The organism is Brevundimonas sp. PWP3-1b1 (assembly GCF_049896065.1).
GTDB classification, from domain to species: Bacteria; Pseudomonadota; Alphaproteobacteria; order Caulobacterales; family Caulobacteraceae; genus Brevundimonas; species Brevundimonas intermedia_B.
Genome location: NZ_JAFCTO010000001.1, coordinates 456,522 through 474,205, shown reverse-complemented (window position 1 = coordinate 474,205; position 17,684 = coordinate 456,522). Strand labels below are relative to the sequence as shown.

The 17,684-nt window shown below is 67.5% G+C and carries 20 protein-coding genes; 6 read left to right on the top strand and 14 right to left on the bottom strand.

Annotated features, from left to right (window positions below):
* Positions 1–210 precede the first annotated feature (210 nt).
* The 3 genes from argB to dapD are packed head-to-tail and all read left to right on the top strand — an operon-like array spanning position 211 to position 2,677.
* Positions 211–1,140 carry an acetylglutamate kinase gene (argB, locus tag ACP69V_RS02320; protein WP_426022457.1) on the top strand — a complete coding sequence of 310 codons (930 nt, stop codon included), beginning with the start codon at positions 211–213 and terminating at the stop codon, positions 1,138–1,140.
* Positions 1,141–1,169: 29 nt separating this feature from the next.
* On the top strand, positions 1,170–1,811 hold the full coding sequence (locus tag ACP69V_RS02315) for a pyrimidine 5'-nucleotidase (RefSeq protein ID WP_426024020.1): 642 nt from the start codon (positions 1,170–1,172) through the stop codon (positions 1,809–1,811).
* Complete coding sequence (gene dapD / locus ACP69V_RS02310; RefSeq protein ID WP_426022456.1) at positions 1,808–2,677, top strand: 2,3,4,5-tetrahydropyridine-2,6-dicarboxylate N-succinyltransferase; 870 nt, start codon at positions 1,808–1,810, stop codon at positions 2,675–2,677. Before ACP69V_RS02315 ends, dapD begins: the two co-directional genes overlap by 4 nt.
* Here the strand turns inward: dapD and ACP69V_RS02305 are convergent, their stop codons facing one another.
* The 8 genes from ACP69V_RS02305 to ACP69V_RS02270 form a co-directional block, all read right to left on the bottom strand.
* Positions 2,678–4,015 carry a sensor histidine kinase gene (locus ACP69V_RS02305; protein WP_426022455.1) on the bottom strand — a complete coding sequence of 446 codons (1,338 nt, stop codon included), beginning with the start codon at positions 4,013–4,015 and terminating at the stop codon, positions 2,678–2,680.
* A 152-nt stretch (positions 4,016–4,167) separates the two neighbouring features.
* Entirely contained in the window at positions 4,168–4,665 is a 498-nt protein-coding gene (locus ACP69V_RS02300) for a ferritin-like domain-containing protein (protein ID WP_426022454.1), read from the bottom strand.
* A 96-nt stretch (positions 4,666–4,761) separates the two neighbouring features.
* Complete coding sequence (gene galE / locus ACP69V_RS02295; RefSeq protein WP_426022453.1) at positions 4,762–5,751, bottom strand: UDP-glucose 4-epimerase GalE; 990 nt, start codon at positions 5,749–5,751, stop codon at positions 4,762–4,764.
* A 96-nt stretch (positions 5,752–5,847) separates the two neighbouring features.
* Entirely contained in the window at positions 5,848–7,785 is a 1,938-nt protein-coding gene (gene thrS / locus ACP69V_RS02290) for a threonine--tRNA ligase (RefSeq protein ID WP_426022452.1), read from the bottom strand.
* Positions 7,782–8,030: a membrane protein insertion efficiency factor YidD gene (gene yidD / locus ACP69V_RS02285; protein WP_035305826.1), complete on the bottom strand. Its 249-nt coding sequence runs from the start codon at positions 8,028–8,030 to the stop codon at positions 7,782–7,784. Before yidD ends, thrS begins: the two co-directional genes overlap by 4 nt.
* 77 nt (positions 8,031–8,107) lie before the next feature.
* Positions 8,108–8,563: an iron-sulfur cluster assembly scaffold protein gene (locus tag ACP69V_RS02280; RefSeq protein ID WP_426022451.1), complete on the bottom strand. Its 456-nt coding sequence runs from the start codon at positions 8,561–8,563 to the stop codon at positions 8,108–8,110.
* Positions 8,564–8,643: 80 nt separating this feature from the next.
* Positions 8,644–9,303, bottom strand: coding sequence for an HAD-IA family hydrolase (locus tag ACP69V_RS02275; RefSeq protein ID WP_426022450.1), 660 nt, complete (start codon positions 9,301–9,303; stop codon positions 8,644–8,646).
* Positions 9,304–9,345: 42 nt separating this feature from the next.
* Complete coding sequence (locus ACP69V_RS02270; RefSeq protein WP_426022449.1) at positions 9,346–10,182, bottom strand: tetratricopeptide repeat protein; 837 nt, start codon at positions 10,180–10,182, stop codon at positions 9,346–9,348.
* A gap of 85 nt (positions 10,183–10,267) precedes the next feature.
* Here ACP69V_RS02270 and ACP69V_RS02265 point away from each other — a divergent pair, with 85 nt between their 5' ends.
* Both ACP69V_RS02265 and ACP69V_RS02260 read left to right on the top strand, forming a co-directional pair.
* Positions 10,268–11,650, top strand: coding sequence for a leucyl aminopeptidase family protein (locus ACP69V_RS02265; protein WP_426022448.1), 1,383 nt, complete (start codon positions 10,268–10,270; stop codon positions 11,648–11,650).
* 83 nt (positions 11,651–11,733) lie between these two features.
* Positions 11,734–12,519, top strand: a complete 786-nt coding sequence (locus tag ACP69V_RS02260; protein ID WP_426022447.1) for a C40 family peptidase — start codon at positions 11,734–11,736, stop codon at positions 12,517–12,519.
* On the opposite strand, the gene mmcB is transcribed toward ACP69V_RS02260, so the two are convergent.
* The 4 genes from mmcB to thpR are packed head-to-tail and all read right to left on the bottom strand — an operon-like array spanning position 12,516 to position 14,733.
* Positions 12,516–12,959 carry a DNA repair putative endonuclease MmcB gene (gene mmcB, locus ACP69V_RS02255; RefSeq protein WP_292024192.1) on the bottom strand — a complete coding sequence of 148 codons (444 nt, stop codon included), beginning with the start codon at positions 12,957–12,959 and terminating at the stop codon, positions 12,516–12,518. The genes ACP69V_RS02260 and mmcB overlap by 4 nt on opposite strands.
* 46 nt (positions 12,960–13,005) lie before the next feature.
* A complete protein-coding gene (locus tag ACP69V_RS02250; RefSeq protein ID WP_426022446.1) occupies positions 13,006–13,542 on the bottom strand; it encodes a lipocalin family protein in 537 nt (178 codons plus the stop codon).
* 58 nt (positions 13,543–13,600) lie between these two features.
* Positions 13,601–14,197: a GNAT family N-acetyltransferase gene (locus tag ACP69V_RS02245; RefSeq protein WP_426022445.1), complete on the bottom strand. Its 597-nt coding sequence runs from the start codon at positions 14,195–14,197 to the stop codon at positions 13,601–13,603.
* Entirely contained in the window at positions 14,194–14,733 is a 540-nt protein-coding gene (gene thpR, locus ACP69V_RS02240) for an RNA 2',3'-cyclic phosphodiesterase (RefSeq protein ID WP_426022444.1), read from the bottom strand. The genes ACP69V_RS02245 and thpR overlap by 4 nt, the downstream gene beginning before the upstream one ends.
* A gap of 130 nt (positions 14,734–14,863) precedes the next feature.
* On the opposite strand from thpR, the gene ACP69V_RS02235 reads away from it, so the two are divergent.
* Positions 14,864–15,613, top strand: a complete 750-nt coding sequence (locus ACP69V_RS02235; RefSeq protein WP_374321986.1) for a Bax inhibitor-1/YccA family protein — start codon at positions 14,864–14,866, stop codon at positions 15,611–15,613.
* A gap of 53 nt (positions 15,614–15,666) precedes the next feature.
* Here ACP69V_RS02235 and ACP69V_RS02230 read toward each other — a convergent pair whose 3' ends face one another.
* On the bottom strand, positions 15,667–16,002 hold the full coding sequence (locus tag ACP69V_RS02230) for a DUF2794 domain-containing protein (RefSeq protein ID WP_426022443.1): 336 nt from the start codon (positions 16,000–16,002) through the stop codon (positions 15,667–15,669).
* Positions 16,003–16,290: 288 nt separating this feature from the next.
* A complete protein-coding gene (locus ACP69V_RS02225) occupies positions 16,291–17,622 on the bottom strand; it encodes a trypsin-like peptidase domain-containing protein (RefSeq protein ID WP_426022442.1) in 1,332 nt (443 codons plus the stop codon).
* Between the last annotated feature and the right edge of the window lie 62 nt (positions 17,623–17,684).

Here is a 17,684-nt window from a genome sequence, read left to right as displayed (position 1 = left end):
GAGAGAAGAGAATGGCCGTAGGTGGCGATCCCGGAGCCCTTGCGAAGCGCAAGGTTCCAACCATCAATGCAAACCGTAACCATACCTTACCTCACGTGACAGGCGACTTGTCGCGAAACCGGGGCTGTAATGCAACGCCGAGACTGCTTGGCGATGCCCACGACTTAAGTCCGTGACACCGCCCCCATCCCCCGCTATCTCGCGCGCGTGATGAACGAAACAGAACGCCAGTCGGAAGAACGCAGCTGGGAGACGGCGAAGACGCTCGCCGAGGCCTTGCCGTATATTCAGGTCTATGACCGCGAGACCGTGGTCATCAAATACGGCGGCCACGCCATGGGCGAGAGCGCCGTGGCGCGGCAGTTCGCGGCCGATGTGGTGCTGCTGAAGCTGATGGGGGTGAATCCGGTCGTGGTGCACGGTGGCGGGCCGCAGATCAGCGCCATGCTGGAAAAGGCGGGGGTGAAGTCCAGCTTCGTCGATGGCTTGCGGGTTACGGATCCGGCGACGATGGAGGTCGCCGAGATGGTGCTGTCGGGCGCGGTGAACAAGGAGATCGCTCACTGGATCACCATGGCCGGCAAGGAGGCGGACGTGCGCGGCGTCGGTCTGTCGGGCAAGGACGCCGGCCTTCTGACGGTCGAGAAGACGCGCCGGACCAAACGCGATCCCGACAGCATGATCGAGCACGAGGTGGACCTGGGCTATGTCGGTGAACCGACCAAGGTCGATCCCAAGCTGATCAAGGGCCTGATCGCGTCGGAGACCGAGGACTGGGTGCCGGTCATCGCCCCGATCGGGGTCGCCGAGGACGGACAGACTTACAACGTCAACGCCGATACGGTGGCGGGCGCCATCGCAGGTTCGCTGAACGCCAAGCGGATGCTGCTGCTGACCGACGTGCCGGGGGTCAAGGGCGCGGACGGCGACATCATCCGGCAGATGACCCTGGAGGAGGCGCAGGCCCTGATCGACAGCGGCGTCGCCCACGGCGGCATGATGCCCAAGCTGGAGACGGCGATGGCCGCCGTGCGTGCGGGCGTCGAGGCGGTGGTCATTCTGGACGGTCGTCGGCCGCACGCCATGCTGGTCGAGCTGTTCACCGAATTCGGCGCCGGCACCCTGGTGAAGGCGTCTTGAGCGATCCCCATTCTGCATCCCTTGGGCACGTGCGGGCCTGGGTGTTCGACATGGACGACACCTTGTATCCACGCGAGCAGGGGTTGATGCGGCTGGTGCAGGCGCGGATAAACGCGTTCGTGGTCGAGGCCGTGGGTCTGGATCCCGAGGCGGCGGCGGCGATGCAGCGCCAGTTCCTGGACGAGCACGGCACAACCCTGGCCGGTCTGATGGCCAACTATGCGGTCGATACCGAGCGGTTCCTGCATGAGGTGCACGACGTGCCGCTGGACGGGGTCGAACCCAATCCGCGTCTGTCGGAACGGTTGAAGATCCTGCCCGGCCGCTGCTACGTCTTCACCAACGGCGCGCGTGAGTATGCGCATCGGGTGCTGGAGCGGATCGGGATCGCCGACTGTTTCGCCGACGTCTTCGCCATCGAGGACGGCGACCTGACGCCCAAGCCCAATCCCGCCACCTTCCGCCGGATGCTGGAAAGGTTCGACATCGATCCGCACCAGGCCGCCTTTTTCGAGGACACGCCAAAGAACCTGGAGCCGGCCAAGGCGCTGGGCATGGCCACGGTCCTGATCGGCGACGGCCACGGCAAGCCGCTGGGCGACCACATCGACCATGTGGCCCCCGATCTTCTCGACTTCCTCTCCGACCTGACTTTCAAGGACGCCGCATGACCGATCTGTCGCATCTCGAATCCGTCGTCGAGGCCGCCTGGGAACAGCGCGCCGAGGCGTCCGCCGCCACCCACGGCGAGGTCCGCGACGCCGTCGAGACGGCGCTGGCCCTGCTGGATTCCGGCCAGGCGCGCGTCGCCTCGCGCGGCGCGGATGGCGTCTGGACCACGCATCAGTGGCTGAAGAAGGCGGTGCTGCTGTCCTTCCGCCTGAACGACAACCAGATCATGCGCGCCGGTCCTGCGTCCGTCATGCCGCTGTCGGCGGATCATCCGGCGGCCGTTGGACCCTTCTGGGACAAGGTGCCCAACAAGTTCGGCGACTGGACGGCGGCGGATTATCAATCGGCAGGTTTCCGCTCAGTCCCCGGCGCCATCGTTCGTCACGGCGCCCACATCGCAAAGAACGTCGTGCTGATGCCGTCGTTCGTGAACATCGGCGCCTATGTGGACGAGGGTTCGATGGTGGACGCCTGGGCCACGGTCGGCTCTTGCGCCCAGATCGGCAAGAACGTGCACCTGTCGGGCGGGGCGGGCATCGGCGGCGTGCTGGAGCCGCTGCAGGCCAATCCGACCATCATCGAGGATGGCTGTTTCATCGGCGCCCGGGCCGAGGTCGCCGAGGGCGTGATCGTGCGCGAGGGCGCGGTCCTGGCCATGGGCGTCTATCTGTCCGGTTCGACCAAGATCGTGGACCGGGCGACGGGCGAAGTTTTCCGCGGCGAGGTGCCGGCCTATTCGGTCGTGGTGCCGGGCGCGCTGCCTGATCCCAACGGCGGGCCGTCGCTGTACTGCGCCGTCATCGTCAAGCGGGTGGACGCCCAGACGCGGGCCAAGACCGGCGTCAACGAACTGCTGCGCGACTGATCAGGCGGCGATGCGGGCGTCCTGCATCACGGGCGTTTCGAACATCGCGTGAAGGGTGAAGGTCGATCCCTGGCCCGGGATCGACGCCACCGTGATCTCGCCGTCCATCAGGACGGCCAGACGCTGGCAGATGCTGAGGCCCAGGCCGGTGCCGCCGAACTTGCGCGTGGACGACCCGTCCACCTGGGAGAAGGGCTGGAACAGGCGCGACAGATCGTCGGCGGCGATGCCGATGCCAGAATCGACGACGCTGATCCCCAGGGCGATGCGGCCGTCGGCGCGGGGTTCGCTTTCGACGACCAGGCGAACCTCGCCTTGCGGCGTGAACTTGATCGCATTGGCCAGAAGATTATGCGTGACCTGCGCCAGGCGCAGCGGGTCCATCTTCAGCAGGGGCGGAAGATCGCCCCGGATTTCGGTCGCGAAAGTCAGGCCGCGCGCCTCGGCCTGAGCCTTGAACGGCCCCGTCAGCCGGGTCAGCAGCGTGTCGGTCTCGATGTCGGCGATGTCGAGTTCCATCTTGCCGGACTCGATCTTGGTGATGTCCAGGATGTCATTCAGCAGCACCATCAGGCCTTCGCCCGAGTTGCGGATCACGCCGACGAACTCCTTTTGGCGGTCGCTCAAGTCCGACATCTGAAGCAGTTGCGCCGCGCCGAGCACCCCGTTCATCGGCGTACGCAGCTCGTGCGAGATGACGCCCAGGAAGTTGGACTTGGCCGCGCTGGCGGCGTCGGCGCGATCGCGAGCGATTTCCAGCTCGGCGATCAGTTCGGCCTGGCGGCGGTTCACGGCCTCAAGGTCGCCGTCCTTCATCTGGGTGATGACAACCTTGATGAACAAGGCCAGCCCCAGGACGGGGACCATGCCGAGCATGACCCAGAAGCCCGGGTCGCCCCATAGGCTGATCAGCAGCAAGACCGTCACGATAGAATAGGGCGCCGAGACGATCACAGCTTCTCGCGGCGCCGCGCGCATCTGGGTGAAGACCAGCACATAACCCGCCATCAGAAGACCCACGCCCAACGGTACGCCATAGGCGCCGCCATGAACGAAGGCCAATAGCGGCGCGGCCGCCCAGGTGATGCAGGATACGGTCGCGATCGTCAGCTTGATGCGGTCGTGAAGTCGGCGATCCGATAGCACCAGGCGGCGTTCCACGAAGGTTCGGACCATGCCGATCGACGTGGCGGCGCAAAACCAGGCCACGGCTTCCCGCCAGCCCGTGACCGTGCCCAAGGCAAGCGCCCAACTGGCGATCAGCAGGTAACGCATATAGCCAGCGGCAATCACGTATTGCAGAACCGGGCGGCCTGCGGCGGATCGGGGCTGGGTCATCGGATAGCTCTCCAAGGTCAGAGAGCCAGCTTCGATGACGGTCGCCTAACATACGGTGAACGCTAGTCTTTATCGTTACCTATGTCCGGTGTCGTATCTTTCGAGGGCAAGAGCAAGGGTGGAGGCGGTTGCGAAACCGCCTCCACCGAAGGTCAGGCCGTCTTCATCGCGGTGGCGTTGACCGCGGCGTCGGCGATGCCGGTCAGGTCTTCGTCGGTCTGGGATTCCTCCTGCAGGGTCTCGTCCAGCAGGGCGGCGGCGTCCTTCATCCCCAGCACCAGCGCCCAGCGCTTCAGCGTGCCGTAGCGGGTGATCTCATAGTGTTCGACCGCCTGGGCGGCGGCCAACAGGCCGGCGTCCAGGGCTGGGGTGTCCTTGTATTCTTCCATGATTTCGTCGCCCTCGGCCAGGATGCCTTCGATGGCGTCGCAGGTCTTGCCGCGCGGCGCCTTGCCGATGATCTCGAACACCTGTTGCAGGCGTTCGATCTGGCCTTCGGTCTGATCCTTGTGCTTTTCGAAGGCGGCCTTCAGCTCGGGCGACTGCGCCGCGCGGGCCATCTTGGGCAGGGACTTCAGGATCTTTCGCTCGGCGTAATAGATGTCCTTGAGCGTGTCGTGGAACAGGGTGTCGAGGGTTTTCTCGGCCATGGTCGTGTCTCGCTATCTGTGATGGAGCGCAGGCGCGCACCCCGTCACAAGCCATCTTTCGGATTTGCGTTCCTCTGTTCGGTTTCGTGCGAAGGCTTAGACCTCAAGCGCCTCCCGCTCGGCGGCATGCCAGCGCCAGGCCGTGCGAACGATGTCGTCCAGGGTCCGTGTGGGCCGCCAGCCCAGAACCTTGCGCGCACGGCTGTTGTCGGCCACCAGACAGGGGGCGTCGCCGGCCCGGCGCGGCGCGGTCTCGACGGGGAAGGGCCGATTGGTCGTGCGGCGGATGGTTTCGATAAGTTCCCTGACCGTCGTGCCTGCGCCGGTGCCCAGGTTGAAGACCGTCGTCTCGCCGCCGTCGAGCAGGTATTTCAGCGCCCGCACATGGGCGTCGGCCAAATCCATGACGTGGACATAGTCGCGCACCGCCGTGCCGTCGCGGGTGTCGTAGTCGTCGCCGAACAGCTTGAACCCCTGACGCTGGCCCAGCGCCGTCTGGAGCGCCAGCGGAATGGCGTGGGTCTCGGGGTGATGGCGCTCACCGATCCGGCCCTCTTCGTCGGCGCCGGCGGCGTTGAAATAGCGCAGGCAGACCGAGCGGAAGCCGGCATAGGTCGAATAGTCGGCCAGGGCCTGTTCCACCATCAGCTTGGACCGGCCATAGGGGTTCAGCGGGGCCTGGGGATGGGCCTCGTCCATCGGCAGATAGACCGGGTCGCCATAGGTGGCGCAGGTCGAGGAGAAGACCATCGCCCCGATCCCGCCGCGCCGCGCCGCCTCGATCAGGGTCAGGGCGCCCACGACATTGTTGTCGTAGAAGCGGCCAGGTTCTTTCACCGATTCCCCGACCTCGATGAGGGCGGCGAAATGCAGGATCGCGATGGGCCTGTGTCTGGCGATCACGGCATCCAGACGTGCGCCGTCGCGGATGTCGCCGATCTCAAGGTCGCCCCACTGGACGAAGGCCGCATGACCGTTCGACAGATTGTCATAGACCACCGGCGTGAAACCGGCCTGGGACAGGGCGAGGCAGGCGTGCGAACCCACATAGCCGGCGCCGCCCGTGACCAGGATGGTGCTGGGCATGCCTGCCCTCCCCTTAGACCCTTGCCGGGACAGACACGGGAGCGTGCTGAAGCCTGACGCCCTATCCTAGGCGACAATCGCCGCGAAGGCGCGGCCTCAATCGGCCGTCTGGTCTCGCTTCAGGTCCGGCGGGGTCGCCTCGTCGGTCAGGATGCGGATGGCCTCCTCGACCGTGACCACCGTCTGGGCCTGAGAGCCCAGGCGGCGGATGGCGACCAGGCCCTGTTCGGCTTCCTGGCGGCCGACGACGGCGATGACCGGGACCTTGCCGACCGAGTGTTCGCGCACCTTGTAGCCGACCTTCTCGTTGCGCAGGTCGATCTCGGTGCGCAGGCCGGCGGCCTTGAACCGGGCCATCACGTCGCGGGCGTAGTCGTCGGCGTCCGAGGTGATGGTGGCCACCACCGCCTGGGTCGGGGCCAGCCACAGGGGGAAGGCCCCTGCGTAGTTCTCGATCATGATGCCGATGAAACGCTCGAAGCTGCCCAGGATCGCGCGGTGCAGCATGACCGGCCGGTGCTTCTGACCATCCTCGGCGATATAGGTCGCGTCCAGACGTTCGGGCAGGACATAGTCCAGCTGGATCGTGCCACAGGTCCATTCGCGGCCGATGGCGTCCTTGACGATGAAGTCCAGCTTGGGCGCGTAGAAGGCGCCGTCGCCCTCGGTCACGACCGGCTCGGTCCCGGCGGCGCGGGCCGCCTCGGCCATCAGGGCCTCGGCCTTGTCCCAGAACTCGTCGGAACCGGCGCGGTTCTCGGGCCGGGTGCCCAGGCTGATGTAGGCCGTCTCCATCCCCAGGTCGGCGTGGACGCTGCGGGCCAGTTTGATGAACTCGGCCGTTTCCTCGACGATCTGATCCTCGCGGCAGAAGATGTGGGCGTCGTCCTGGGTGAAGCCGCGCACCCGCATCAGGCCGTGCAGGGACCCTGACGGCTCATAGCGGTGGCAGGCGCCGAACTCGGCCATGCGCAGCGGCAGTTCGCGGTAGGACCTCTGGCCTTGGTCGAAGATCTGCACGTGGCCCGGGCAGTTCATCGGCTTGAGCGACAGCTCCTCGCCCTCGACCGTCTCGCAGACGAACATATTGGGGCGGTACTTGTCCCAATGGCCGCTCTGTTCCCAGAATTTGCGGTCCAGAACCTGGGGCGTCTTGACCTCGACATAGCCGGCGGCGTCCAGGCGGCGGCGCATATAGGCCTCCAGCACGCGCCACAAGACCCAGCCCTTGGGATGCCAGAAGACCATGCCGCGGCCCTCTTCCTGCATGTGGAAGAGCTCCATGGCCTTGCCGACCTTGCGATGGTCGCGCTTCTCGGCCTCTTCCAGACGCAGCAGGTGGGCGTCCAGATCCTCCTTGGTCGCCCAGGCGGTGCCGTAGATGCGTTGCAGCTGCTCACGCTTTGAATCGCCACGCCAGTAGGCGCCGGCCAGCTTGGTCAGTTTGAACGCCTTGCCGACATGGCGCGTGGAGGGGAAGTGCGGGCCGCGGCACAGGTCGATCCAGTCGCCCTGCTTGTACAGGGTGATCGTCTCGGTCCCCGGCAGGTCGCGGATCAGCTCGGCCTTGAACTTCTCGCCGCGCGCTTCGAAGAAGGTGATCGCCTCCTCGCGGTCCCAGACCTCGCGCTCGAACTTGGCATCACGATCGACGATCCGGCCCATTTCCTTCTCGATGGCGGCGAAGTCGTCGGTCGAGAAGGGTTCTTCGCGGAAGAAGTCATAATAGAAGCCGTCCTCGATGGCCGGGCCGATCGTGACCTGGGTGCCGGGGAACAGGGTCTGGACCGCCTCGGCCAGGACGTGGGCCGTGTCGTGGCGGATCGTATAGAGGGCGGCGGGATCGTCGCGCATGATCAGGCGGAAGTCGCCGCCCGTCTCCAGCACCCGGCCCATGTCGCGTTGCTCACCATTCAGCTCGGCCAGAACCGCCTTCTTGGCCAGCGACGGCGAGATCGAGGTCGCCACATCGCGCGCCGTCGAGCCGGCCGGATACTGACGCACCGCGCCGTCGGGGAATTTCAGATCGATCATGACTGTTCTTTTTCGTCGGTCTTCAGGGGCGGGACCGGGTCATAGCCCGAACCGCCGAAGGGATGGCATTTACAGAGACGACGTACGGTGAGCCACCCCCCCTTGACCGGACCATGCTGGATCAGGGCGTCGCGCCCATAGTCCGAACAGGTCGGCAGGAACCGGCACTGCTGGCCGATAAGGGGGGACAGTGTCAGCTTGTAGCCCCGATGGGCCGCGCGGACGCCGCGTTCATAGAGAGACATATGTCCCTTCGCCGGGGCTGGATGGGTTCGCCGCGCTTATCCCCCGTCATCACTGGGGGATCAACCGGTCGTGCCCTTCAGGCCGCGCCGGCGAGGCGAGTTCGAGCGGTTAGAGCGTTATCGACCGCGTCCAGCGTCGCCTCGATTGAGACAAGGGTCGAGGCGTGGCGGGCCGGATAGTCGGCGACCTGTTTCAGCAGGCGCAGGTCCTCGAACCGGCCGCTCGGGCCTTCGCCGCCGGATTTCAGCATGGCGGACATGGCGTCGCGCGCCTCAGTGATCTCTTCGACCGAAGCGCCTATCACAGACTGGCCCAGCACCCCGGCGGCGGCCTGACCCAGGGCGCAGGCCTTCACGTCCTGAGCGAAGCCCGCGACGCGGCCCTGATCGTCCAGCGTCACATCGACGGTCGCCCGCGACCCGCACAGTTTCGCCACCCGCTCGCCTGTGCCTTGCGGCGCAGGCAACCGCCCCGCATGCGGCAGGTTGGCCGCCAGCGTCAGGATGCGCGCGCTGTAGAGGTCGTCGATCATGGGACGAAGATAGGATGCGTAAGGGCTTGGGGGAAGTCGCAGGAAACATCTCCTCCCGGAACGGGGAGGGAAATGATGTGTCAGACCTTAAACGTCAGCGTCCCGTCCGCCCCGACCTCAAGCCCGGCATCCGCATAGTTCGCCAGCGTGGGGTGATCCGTCTGAAGCGGATGCGTCCAGGCCGCCGTCACCACCATCACATCCGCCCCGGCCGCTTCGCCTGCCCTGATCCCGGCCTCGGCGTCCTCGAACACCAGGCAGTCGGCGATGTCGAAGCCCAGGGTCGCCGCGGCTTTCAGATAGCCGGCGGGGTCGGGCTTGCCGCGTTCGACGTCCTCGGCGGTGATCATGACGGCGGGCGGCGTCACGCCGGCCGCCTTCAGCCGGGCGCGGGCCAGGGAAACGGACGCGGACGTGACCACAGCCCAGCGGTCGGACGGCAGGCGTTTGACGAAGTCGATGGCGCCGGCGATGGAGGCGACGCCGTCCACGTCCTCGATCTCGCCGCGTTCGACCCAGGCGACCTCGGCGGCCAGGTCGATGTCGGGCAGGTTCTGGTTGCGGATGGTGTCAATGGCCCGCACCCCGTGCATGACCGACAGCAGGGCCGCGACGTCCAGGCCGTGACGTCCGGCCCAGCGGGTCCAGACCCGCTCGGCGGCGAGCGTCGATGTGATCAGGGTGCCGTCCATGTCGAACAGGAAGGCCTGGTAGGCGCGGGGCGTGGGGAGGGAGGTCATGGCCTCATCCACCACGCGCGCGGCCCGACCGCAACGGGTGGATCAGCCGCCTTGCAGCGAATTCCAGGTGCGGGCCGTGTCGGTCGTCGGCGTGTCCGCCGGTACGCCGCCGCTGGACGACGCGGCGCCGGCCGTGCCGCGCGCGCGCAGCCATTGCAGGTTCTGCTCGGCCTGTTCGGGCGGCAGTTCGCGGCGCAGGATCTGTTCGGCCTCGCCCATCTTGCCCTGCAGGCCCAGCACCATGGCCAGGTTCTGGCGCACCTTGGCCGAGGCGGTCGGCTGGGCGACGGCGCGGCGCAGCAGGGTCTCGGCGCCCGGCGCATCGCCCTGGGTCAGGGCGGCGGTGGCGGCGTTGGTCAGGACATCGGGGTTGTCGGGCGACAGGGCCAGGGCCTGGTTCCAGGCCGCGCGGGCGTCGTCGGTCCGGCGCACTTGCTCATAGGCCACGCCCAGCAGCGAATAGGCGCGCCAGTCGCGCGGCGCCTGATTGCGGGCCTGTTCCAAGGGCGCGACACCATAGAAGGCCTGGCCACGCGCGATATGGGCGCGACCCAGCTCCAGCAGGGCATCGAGATTGTTCGGCTGGACGGTCAGGGTCGCCTGGGCGGCTTCAGCCGCCTGATCGTAACGGCCCAGTTCGCGCAGCGCCTGCGCCAGCTTCACTCCCGCGACCGCATCGGTCGGATTGGCTTGCTGTTCCGAGGCCCAGAAGACCGAGCGCGACAGGGCGTCCATCCGGTCATAGGTGGCGCGGACCTGCGCCGAGGACGGCGCGCGCGTCTGGGCCGATGAGGCCGGTGTCGGGTCGGCCGCCAGGGCCGGTCCGCCGGACAGGGCGATCAGGGCGACGGTTGCGAGAAGGGCGGGCATGCGCGACATGGGGCGGGTCCAGGCGGTCCTTGGGTCTTGCCTCTAGGGTCGCCTGTTCACGTCAACTGATGGTTAACTTCGTTTCGAGGGCCGTATGTCCATCTCGCATCCACTGCTGGTTTCCGCCCATGAGGGCGACGGCGCGATCCCGATCCGCTTCGTTCAGGCGGGCGGTGCGGTGGACGGTGCGTCCCGCCGCTGGGGCGATCTGCACGGGTTCGAGGGCAAGGCGGGTCAGCTTTTGGTCGTGCCAGGCGCGGACGGCGAGATCGCTCAGGTCATGGTCGGAGCGGCGGCGACGTTCGATCCCATGAGCGTGCGGGGCCTGTCGGCGCGGTTGCCGGGCGGCCTGTATCGTCTGGAGCTGGCGACCGAGGACGCGGAACTGGCGACGCTGGCCTTCCTGCTGGGGGCCTATGTGTTCGACCGCTACAAGGCCCGGCCGGATCGGGCGCCGGTCAGGCTGGTCGCGCCGGGCGGGGTGGATGTCGCCGAGGTCTCGCGCATCGCCGCCGCCTGCGCCCTGGCGCGCGAGATGGTCGATACGCCTGCCGCCGACATGGGGCCGTTGCAGATCGAGACCATCGCCCGCGAGATCGCCGAGAGCGCCGGGGCGACCATCACGGTCACGACCGGTGACGCCCTGCTGGAAGAAAACTATCCGGCCGTCCACGCCGTCGGCCGTGCGGCCGCCCAGCACCGGGCGCCGCGCCTGATCGAGATCGGTTGGAAGCTGGACCGGACCGACCTGCCGCTGGTGGCACTGGTCGGCAAGGGGGTGGTGTTCGACACTGGCGGGCTGGACCTGAAACCCGCCGCCGGGATGCGGAACATGAAGAAGGACATGGGCGGATCGGCCCATGCCCTGGCCCTGGGGCGGCTGGTGATGCAGGCCGACCTGCCCGTGCGGCTGGTGGTCATCGTGGCGGCGGTCGAGAATGCGGTGTCCGCCGACGCCTTCCGCCCCGGCGACATCCTGAACAGCCGCAAGGGTCTGACGATCGAGATCGGCAACACCGATGCAGAGGGGCGGCTGATCCTGGCCGACGCCCTGACGCGGGCGGGGGAGCACCAGCCGGACCTGACGCTGGACTTCGCCACCCTGACCGGGGCGGCGCGGGTTGCGCTGGGGCCGGAACTGCCGCCGCTCTATACCGATGACGAGGCCCTGGCCGCCGGCCTGCTGGCCGCGGCGGGGCAGGTGCGCGATCCCCTGTGGCGGATGCCGCTATGGCCGGGCTATCGCGCGGCGCTCGATACCGAAATCGCCGATCTGAAGAACGATTCCTCCGCCTGGGCGCAGGCCGGTTCGGTCACCGCGGCCCTGTTCCTGCAGAAGTTCGCCCCGACGACCGGCGCCTGGGCGCATATGGACATCTTCGCCTGGAACCCCCGCGCGCGGCCTGGCCACCCCGAAGGCGGCGAGGCTCAGGCGTTGAGGGCGTGCTTCCAATATCTGCGAACGCAGTTTTGTTGATTTTCTTTCGCAAAGGCCTCGGCCGTTAACGGCCCCTAAGCCATCGGGGGATAAGGCTGTGGGCTCAATCACGCGAGTTCACGTTGACAGACGTTCTCGATCTTCTTCCGCCCGGCGACCGCCTTGCTCGCCCCGACCTCGCCGAACAGGCGCTGGAAGGGCTGGTGCGTGCGGACGCCTATCGCGCGACCGAGGCCATGCACTGCCGCGCGGCCGTGGCGGACATCCTGTCCGACGCCGATGGGCGGATCGATCAACTGCTGCACGGCGAAATCTTCGACGTTCTTGATCGGGCCAACGGCCGGGCCTGGGGCCGGGCGCGCCGGGACGGCGTGGTCGGCTGGGTGGTGCTGGACAGTTTGTCGAGCGGCGCGCCGCTGGCGACCTATCGTGTCGCGGCCATCGACGCCGCCCTGCCCCTGAATTCCTTGGTCGTCGAAGCAGCTGTGGGTCTGGACCAGTCCGACCTTCAGCCGATCGGGGAGTTCGAAGCCGATCTGGTCGCTGTGGCCGAGAGGCTGCTGGGCCGCCCTCACGAGCTGGGCGCGCGGTCTTCGATCTCCACCGACTGTTCCGGTCTGGTGCAGCAGGCCCTGCTGGCATGCGGCCTGCCGGGTCCGCGCCGGTCGGACGCACAGGCTCAGCTCGGGCAGGCGATCTCGGCAGCGGACATCGAGCGCGGCGACATCGTCGTCTGGTTGGCGCCGAACGGCGACCAGGACTGGACCGGCCATTCGGCCCTGGTGCTGGATGGCGAACGGATCATCCATGCGACGGGCGGCAAGGGAGTGGTCGTCGAACCACTGGCCGAGGTCGAGGCGCAGCTGATCGCCGACGGTTTCGCCGCCGCCGTCTTCCGCCGCCTTTAGTCGCGCATCGTCCGCATCGCGCCCAACCGGGCGAAGGCGAGCGTCAGGGCCTTGCGTCGTGCGGGCGCCAGAGCCGTCACCGGCGCGTCGCGCACCACCGCCCCGCCGAAGCCGTCGGCGACGATCAGGCCCGGCTCGTCCGGCAGGATGTCTTGCGGAAACTCTGGCGCCACGGCGAAATAGAAGGCGTCGCAGAACGGCCCGTACTCATGCCATTTGCGATCCACGCGATAGTCATCGACGCCCGACTTGACCTCGCAGATGACGATGTCGCCCTTGCGCCCAATCGCCATGACATCGGCGCGACGACCGTTAGGCAGGCAGACTTCCAGCAGGGGCGCATAGCCCATGTCCATCATCAACCGCGCCGCGCCGCGTGTGACCGATTGCGTGGTCTGGGGGCGGCTGAAGACGAGTTCGAGGTGAGCGACGGCGGACATGCCGACAGCTTATGTTCCGGCTACGTTCCAACCGCAAGCGGCGCCTTTACAGGCCGGTATGCACCAGCCGATTGCTGCTGAAGCCCAGGGTGCGGACGCGGCTCAGGATGCGGTCGCGCTCGGCTTGCGACGCATTCTGGTTGCGATGCCAGATCCACCAGTTCGACTTGTCCGGCAGGCCCATGATGGCCCAGCTGTAGTCCGGCGCGTGATCCCAGACCCAGTAGTTCTGACCTGCCAGTCCGCCGAAGCTGAGCAGGCCGGTCAGGCTGAAGCGGAACTTGGCGTTGGTCGCCGTGTCGGTAACGCGGGCGTTGGCGCGCAGGGTCTCGACCCGACCGTCGTTGCGGCGGGTGCAGGTGACCGCGATGGCGTAGCGGTCGGCGGCGTCGCGCGGCGTGAAGTCGATCTGGGCGCGGCTGCAGTCCTTCTGGACGTTGTTGTGATTGCGCTCGATCTCGAACCAGCGGCCGTCGAACCGCGCCAGATCGACGTCCGAGGCCTGGGCCAGGGCTGTGGTGGGGGCCGTGGCGGACACGACGGCGAGGGCGGCGGAAGCGGCGATCAGGCTGGCGCGAAACATGGGCGTATCCTCATTCGATCTGGAGGGGATACGACGCATCGACACGATCGGTTGTCCTTCAAGGTTTCAGGCGCGACCGGTTGACCGCCCATTCGCTGCGCGTCTGGCCCCACAGATCGACGGCGTGATCCTGGAACGGCTCGGGCAGGACGCCCGGTCCGCGATTGCGCGATCCCAGCCGCGTCGCCACCGCCGCAGACGCCAGGTTCTCCGGGTCGATGCAGTGGATGACGTCGTCCCAGCCCAGCACGTCGAAGGCGTGGTCCATGGTCGCGGCGGCGGCCTCGACCGCATAGCCCTTGCCGGTGGCGTCGCGGTGCAGGCTCCAGCCCACCTCGCGGCCGGGCCAGCCATAGGGATGCAGCGGCCCGATCCGTCCCAGCCACAGGCCGCTCGACTTCTCCAGGATGGAGAACATGCCCTCTCCGCTCAGGGCCCACATGCCGGCGATCGTGCAGAGGGTGCGCCAGACCTGGGGCGCGGGCTGGACGCCGCCGATGAAGCGCGTGGTCTCGGGATCGGCCATGAACTCGGCCCAGCGCGGAAAGTCCTCGACCGCAGGCGGGCGCAGGATCAGCCGTTCCGTCTCAAGCGTCGGACCCAGGTTCACATGGGGCGGCACGGCGTATGCGGCGCAGTCCTGGTTGGGGCTCACAGCAGATACTCCCGCTCCAGCTCATAATGGCTGCCACCATCGGTCAGGACGCTGGAATACAGGCCGAAGCGGTCGATGCGGATCGGCGGCGAGTGCAGCAGATTGTGGCCCGCCATCCAGGCGCCGATGCGGTCGGGATTGGTCTGGGTCTTCAGATAGGCCAGGGTGACGTGGGGCTTATAGGTGCGCGCCTCCATCCTGATCCCCGCCCGCTCGCCGGCTGACTTGCAGCGCCCGGCCAGCACCGACAGCCTGTCGTTGGGGGTCTCGACCCCGGCCCACAGCGTATGGCTGCGGTGGTCGTCGCCGAAACAGCCGACGCCTTTCAAGGCGATCTCGAACGGCCCGCCCGCCACGCGCGCCAGTTCCGACGCCAGGTCGTCGGCGCGGCGTTCGTCGGTCTCGCCATAGAAGGACAGGGTGACGTGCAGGGCGTCCAGCGGCCGCCAGCGCGCGCCCGGAAGGCCGGATTGGCGCCGTTTCAGCGTGTCTCCGACATCGGGCGGCAGGGTCAGGGCGGTGAACAGACGAAGCATGCGACCGAAGGTAGCGGCAGGAACAACGGCCTCCAAGTCCGGTTTTCCTTGCAGCGAGGGCCTCGGCTCACGATATTCAAACCCTGTGACCGGAGAAGCCTCTCCGGCCAATCGGAGAAAGTTCGTCGCCATGAGCGATTTCAACAACGGCTACGCCCGTCCTCTGCCGCAGACGGCCGACATGTCGGTCGACGCCGGCCTGCGCAGCTTCATGCTGGGCGTCTACAACAAGCTGGCCCTGGGCCTGGTGGTCGCCGCCGCCCTGGCCTACGTCACCGGCAATGTGCCCGCCGTGCAGCAACTGCTGTTCGTCCAGACGGCCGACGGCCGGATCGGCCTGACCATGCTGGGCATGATCGTTCAGTTCTCGCCGCTGGTGATGCTGTTCGGTTCGATGTTCTTCATGAAGAACCCGTCGGCCAAGGGCGTGAACCTGCTGTACTGGGCCGTGGTCGCCACCATCGGCGCGGGGCTGGGCATCGTGTTCCTGCGCTACACCGGCGCCTCGCTGGCCTCGACCTTCCTGGTCACGGCGGCGGCGTTCGGCGGTCTCAGCCTGGTGGGCTACACCACCAAGAAGGACCTGACCGGCATGGGCACATTCCTGATCTTCGGCGTGATCGGCCTGATCATCGCCTCGGTGGTGAACATGTTCCTGCAGTCGGGCACCTTCTACCTGATCATCTCGGGTCTGGGCGTACTGATCTTCGCGGGCCTGATCGCCTACGACACCCAGCGTCTGAAGATGACCTACTACCAACTGGGCGGCGACCAGAACGCGATGGGCGTGGCCACGGGCTTCGGCGCGCTCAGCCTGTTCATCAACTTCGTGAACCTGTTCCAATTCCTGCTGGCCTTCATGGGCGGCAACCGGAACTGAGGTCTGTCGCAAGACGGATACGGAAAGGGCCCCTCGCGGGGCCCTTTTTTGTTTTAGTCCACCACCTGAAACCGGCGGCCGTCGAAGACCCGAAGCACCTGGGCCAGGTCGCGGCCGCGTTTCAAGATCTGTCCGCCTTCGCCGATGACGGCCCATTGGCCCTGGCGGGTCTGGAGGGCGGGGCGTTTCTCGATGCGGTAGAGGGGGGCGTCGCCTGAGCGGCGGAAGACGGCGAACTCGGCGAAGTCCTTGTGTCCGACCATGGCGTAGTCGCGCCATTCGCCCTGTGCGACCATGCGGCCATAGACGCGCAGGATGGGGTCCAGTTCGCGGCGGTCGAAGAAGACGGGGCCGGCGGTGGGCGCCGCCTCGTGCGGGTTCATGCTCATCGCCTCAACTTAAGGACACGGCGGCCCGGCGCCAGTGGGCGCACAGAAAACGACGCAGACACGAAATGGCCCCGTTTCGGTCCTTCGCCCGCCCGGTTGGGCGACGAAATGTCGATCATCGGCTCGTCGGAGTTCGGAAGCGTCCCGGATCCTGAACAGCCCCCCCCAGCCCCCCTGGATGTTTCCACGAAGGGCTCCGGCGGCCGATGCTTCCTCCAAGCGAGCGCCCGCCCTGCCTTTCCCCTCCCCCTCCCTGGCAAGGCGGGCGTTTCGCTGTCTGGACCTCGGCTAAAGCGCCAGGGTCAGGCTGAGGGTCTCTCCATTCCGCAGCACGGTCGCCTCGACCGAACCCGTCGCGCCCTGCAAGGCGGTGGCGGCTGCCTGGGCGTCGGTGACGGCTGCGCCGCCGATGGCTGTGATCAGGTCGCCGGCCGTCAGTTCGGCCTGGGCGGCGGGTGATCCGGCGGTGACGGCGACGACCTGGGCGCCGCCGTCCTGATTGCGCAGGGTCGCGCCATAGGCCAGCACCGACTGGGCGCCGACGACCACGGGCTGATCCACGGGGGTCTCGACCGACAGACTGGTCGCAGCCTCGCGGCCGCCGCGCAGATAGGCGACGCTGAGGTCCGAGCCGGGCGCGGCGATGCCGATGGTGGCGTTGACCGAGCCGGCGTTGGCGACGGGGCGGCCCTCGATGCGCGTGATGACGTCGTTGTGGCGCAGGCCTGCGCGCTCGGCCGGCGATCCCGGCGCGACATCGGCGACGACCGCCCCGCGCACGATGCCCAGGTGCAGCTCGCGCGCCCGCTCGGCGTTCAGCGAGCCGAAGATGGCCCCGGTCTGGCCGCGCTTGACCTCGCCGTTCTTCTTCAGCTGGTCGGCGACATACAGCATGATCCGCGTCGGCACGGCGAAGGCGATGCCGTCGTTGCCCCCGCCCAGGCCGCCCGACAGGATCGAGGTGTTGATGCCGATCAGCCGGCCCCGGCTGTCCAGCAGCGGCCCGCCCGAATTGCCCGAGTTCACGGCCGCATCGGTCTGGATATAGTCCTCGACCGCGTCGCCCAGGCCGGAGCGGTTCAGGCCCGAGATGACGCCCATGGTCAGGGTCTGGTCCAGGCCCAGCGGATAGCCGACGGCGAAGGCCAGGTCGCCGGTGCGCAGGGTGTCGGAATCCACCGTCTGGACCTGTTTCAGGTTCAGCGGCCGACCATCGGGCACGATGCGCAGCACGGCGATGTCGGTGGCCTTGTCCGCCCCGACCAGGACGGCGTCGAACAGCCGGCCGTCGGTCAGGTCGACGGTGAACTTTCGCCCGCCCTCGACCACGTGATTGTTGGTGATCAACAGGCCCTCGGCCGCATCGACGATGACGCCGGAGCCGGAGGCGTAGGGTTTGGGATCGGCGGCGTCCGAACTGGGGCCGCGCGACTGGCCGAGGGTCGTCACCTGAACCACCGCCGGCAGCGAACCCTCCAGCCCCGAGGAGAAGCTGAACACGCCGCGACGGGCGTCATAGGGCAGGCCGGCGGCGCCCGACTGGGCCAGGACGGGCGACGCCGAGGCCAGCAGGGCCAGCGCGACGGCCATGGAGGAGACGGCCTTGAGGCGGATCGGCATGAGCATTCCCTTGATCGAGCGACGACCCTAGCCCGAGTTTTCGCTTCTGACGATGGCTCTGA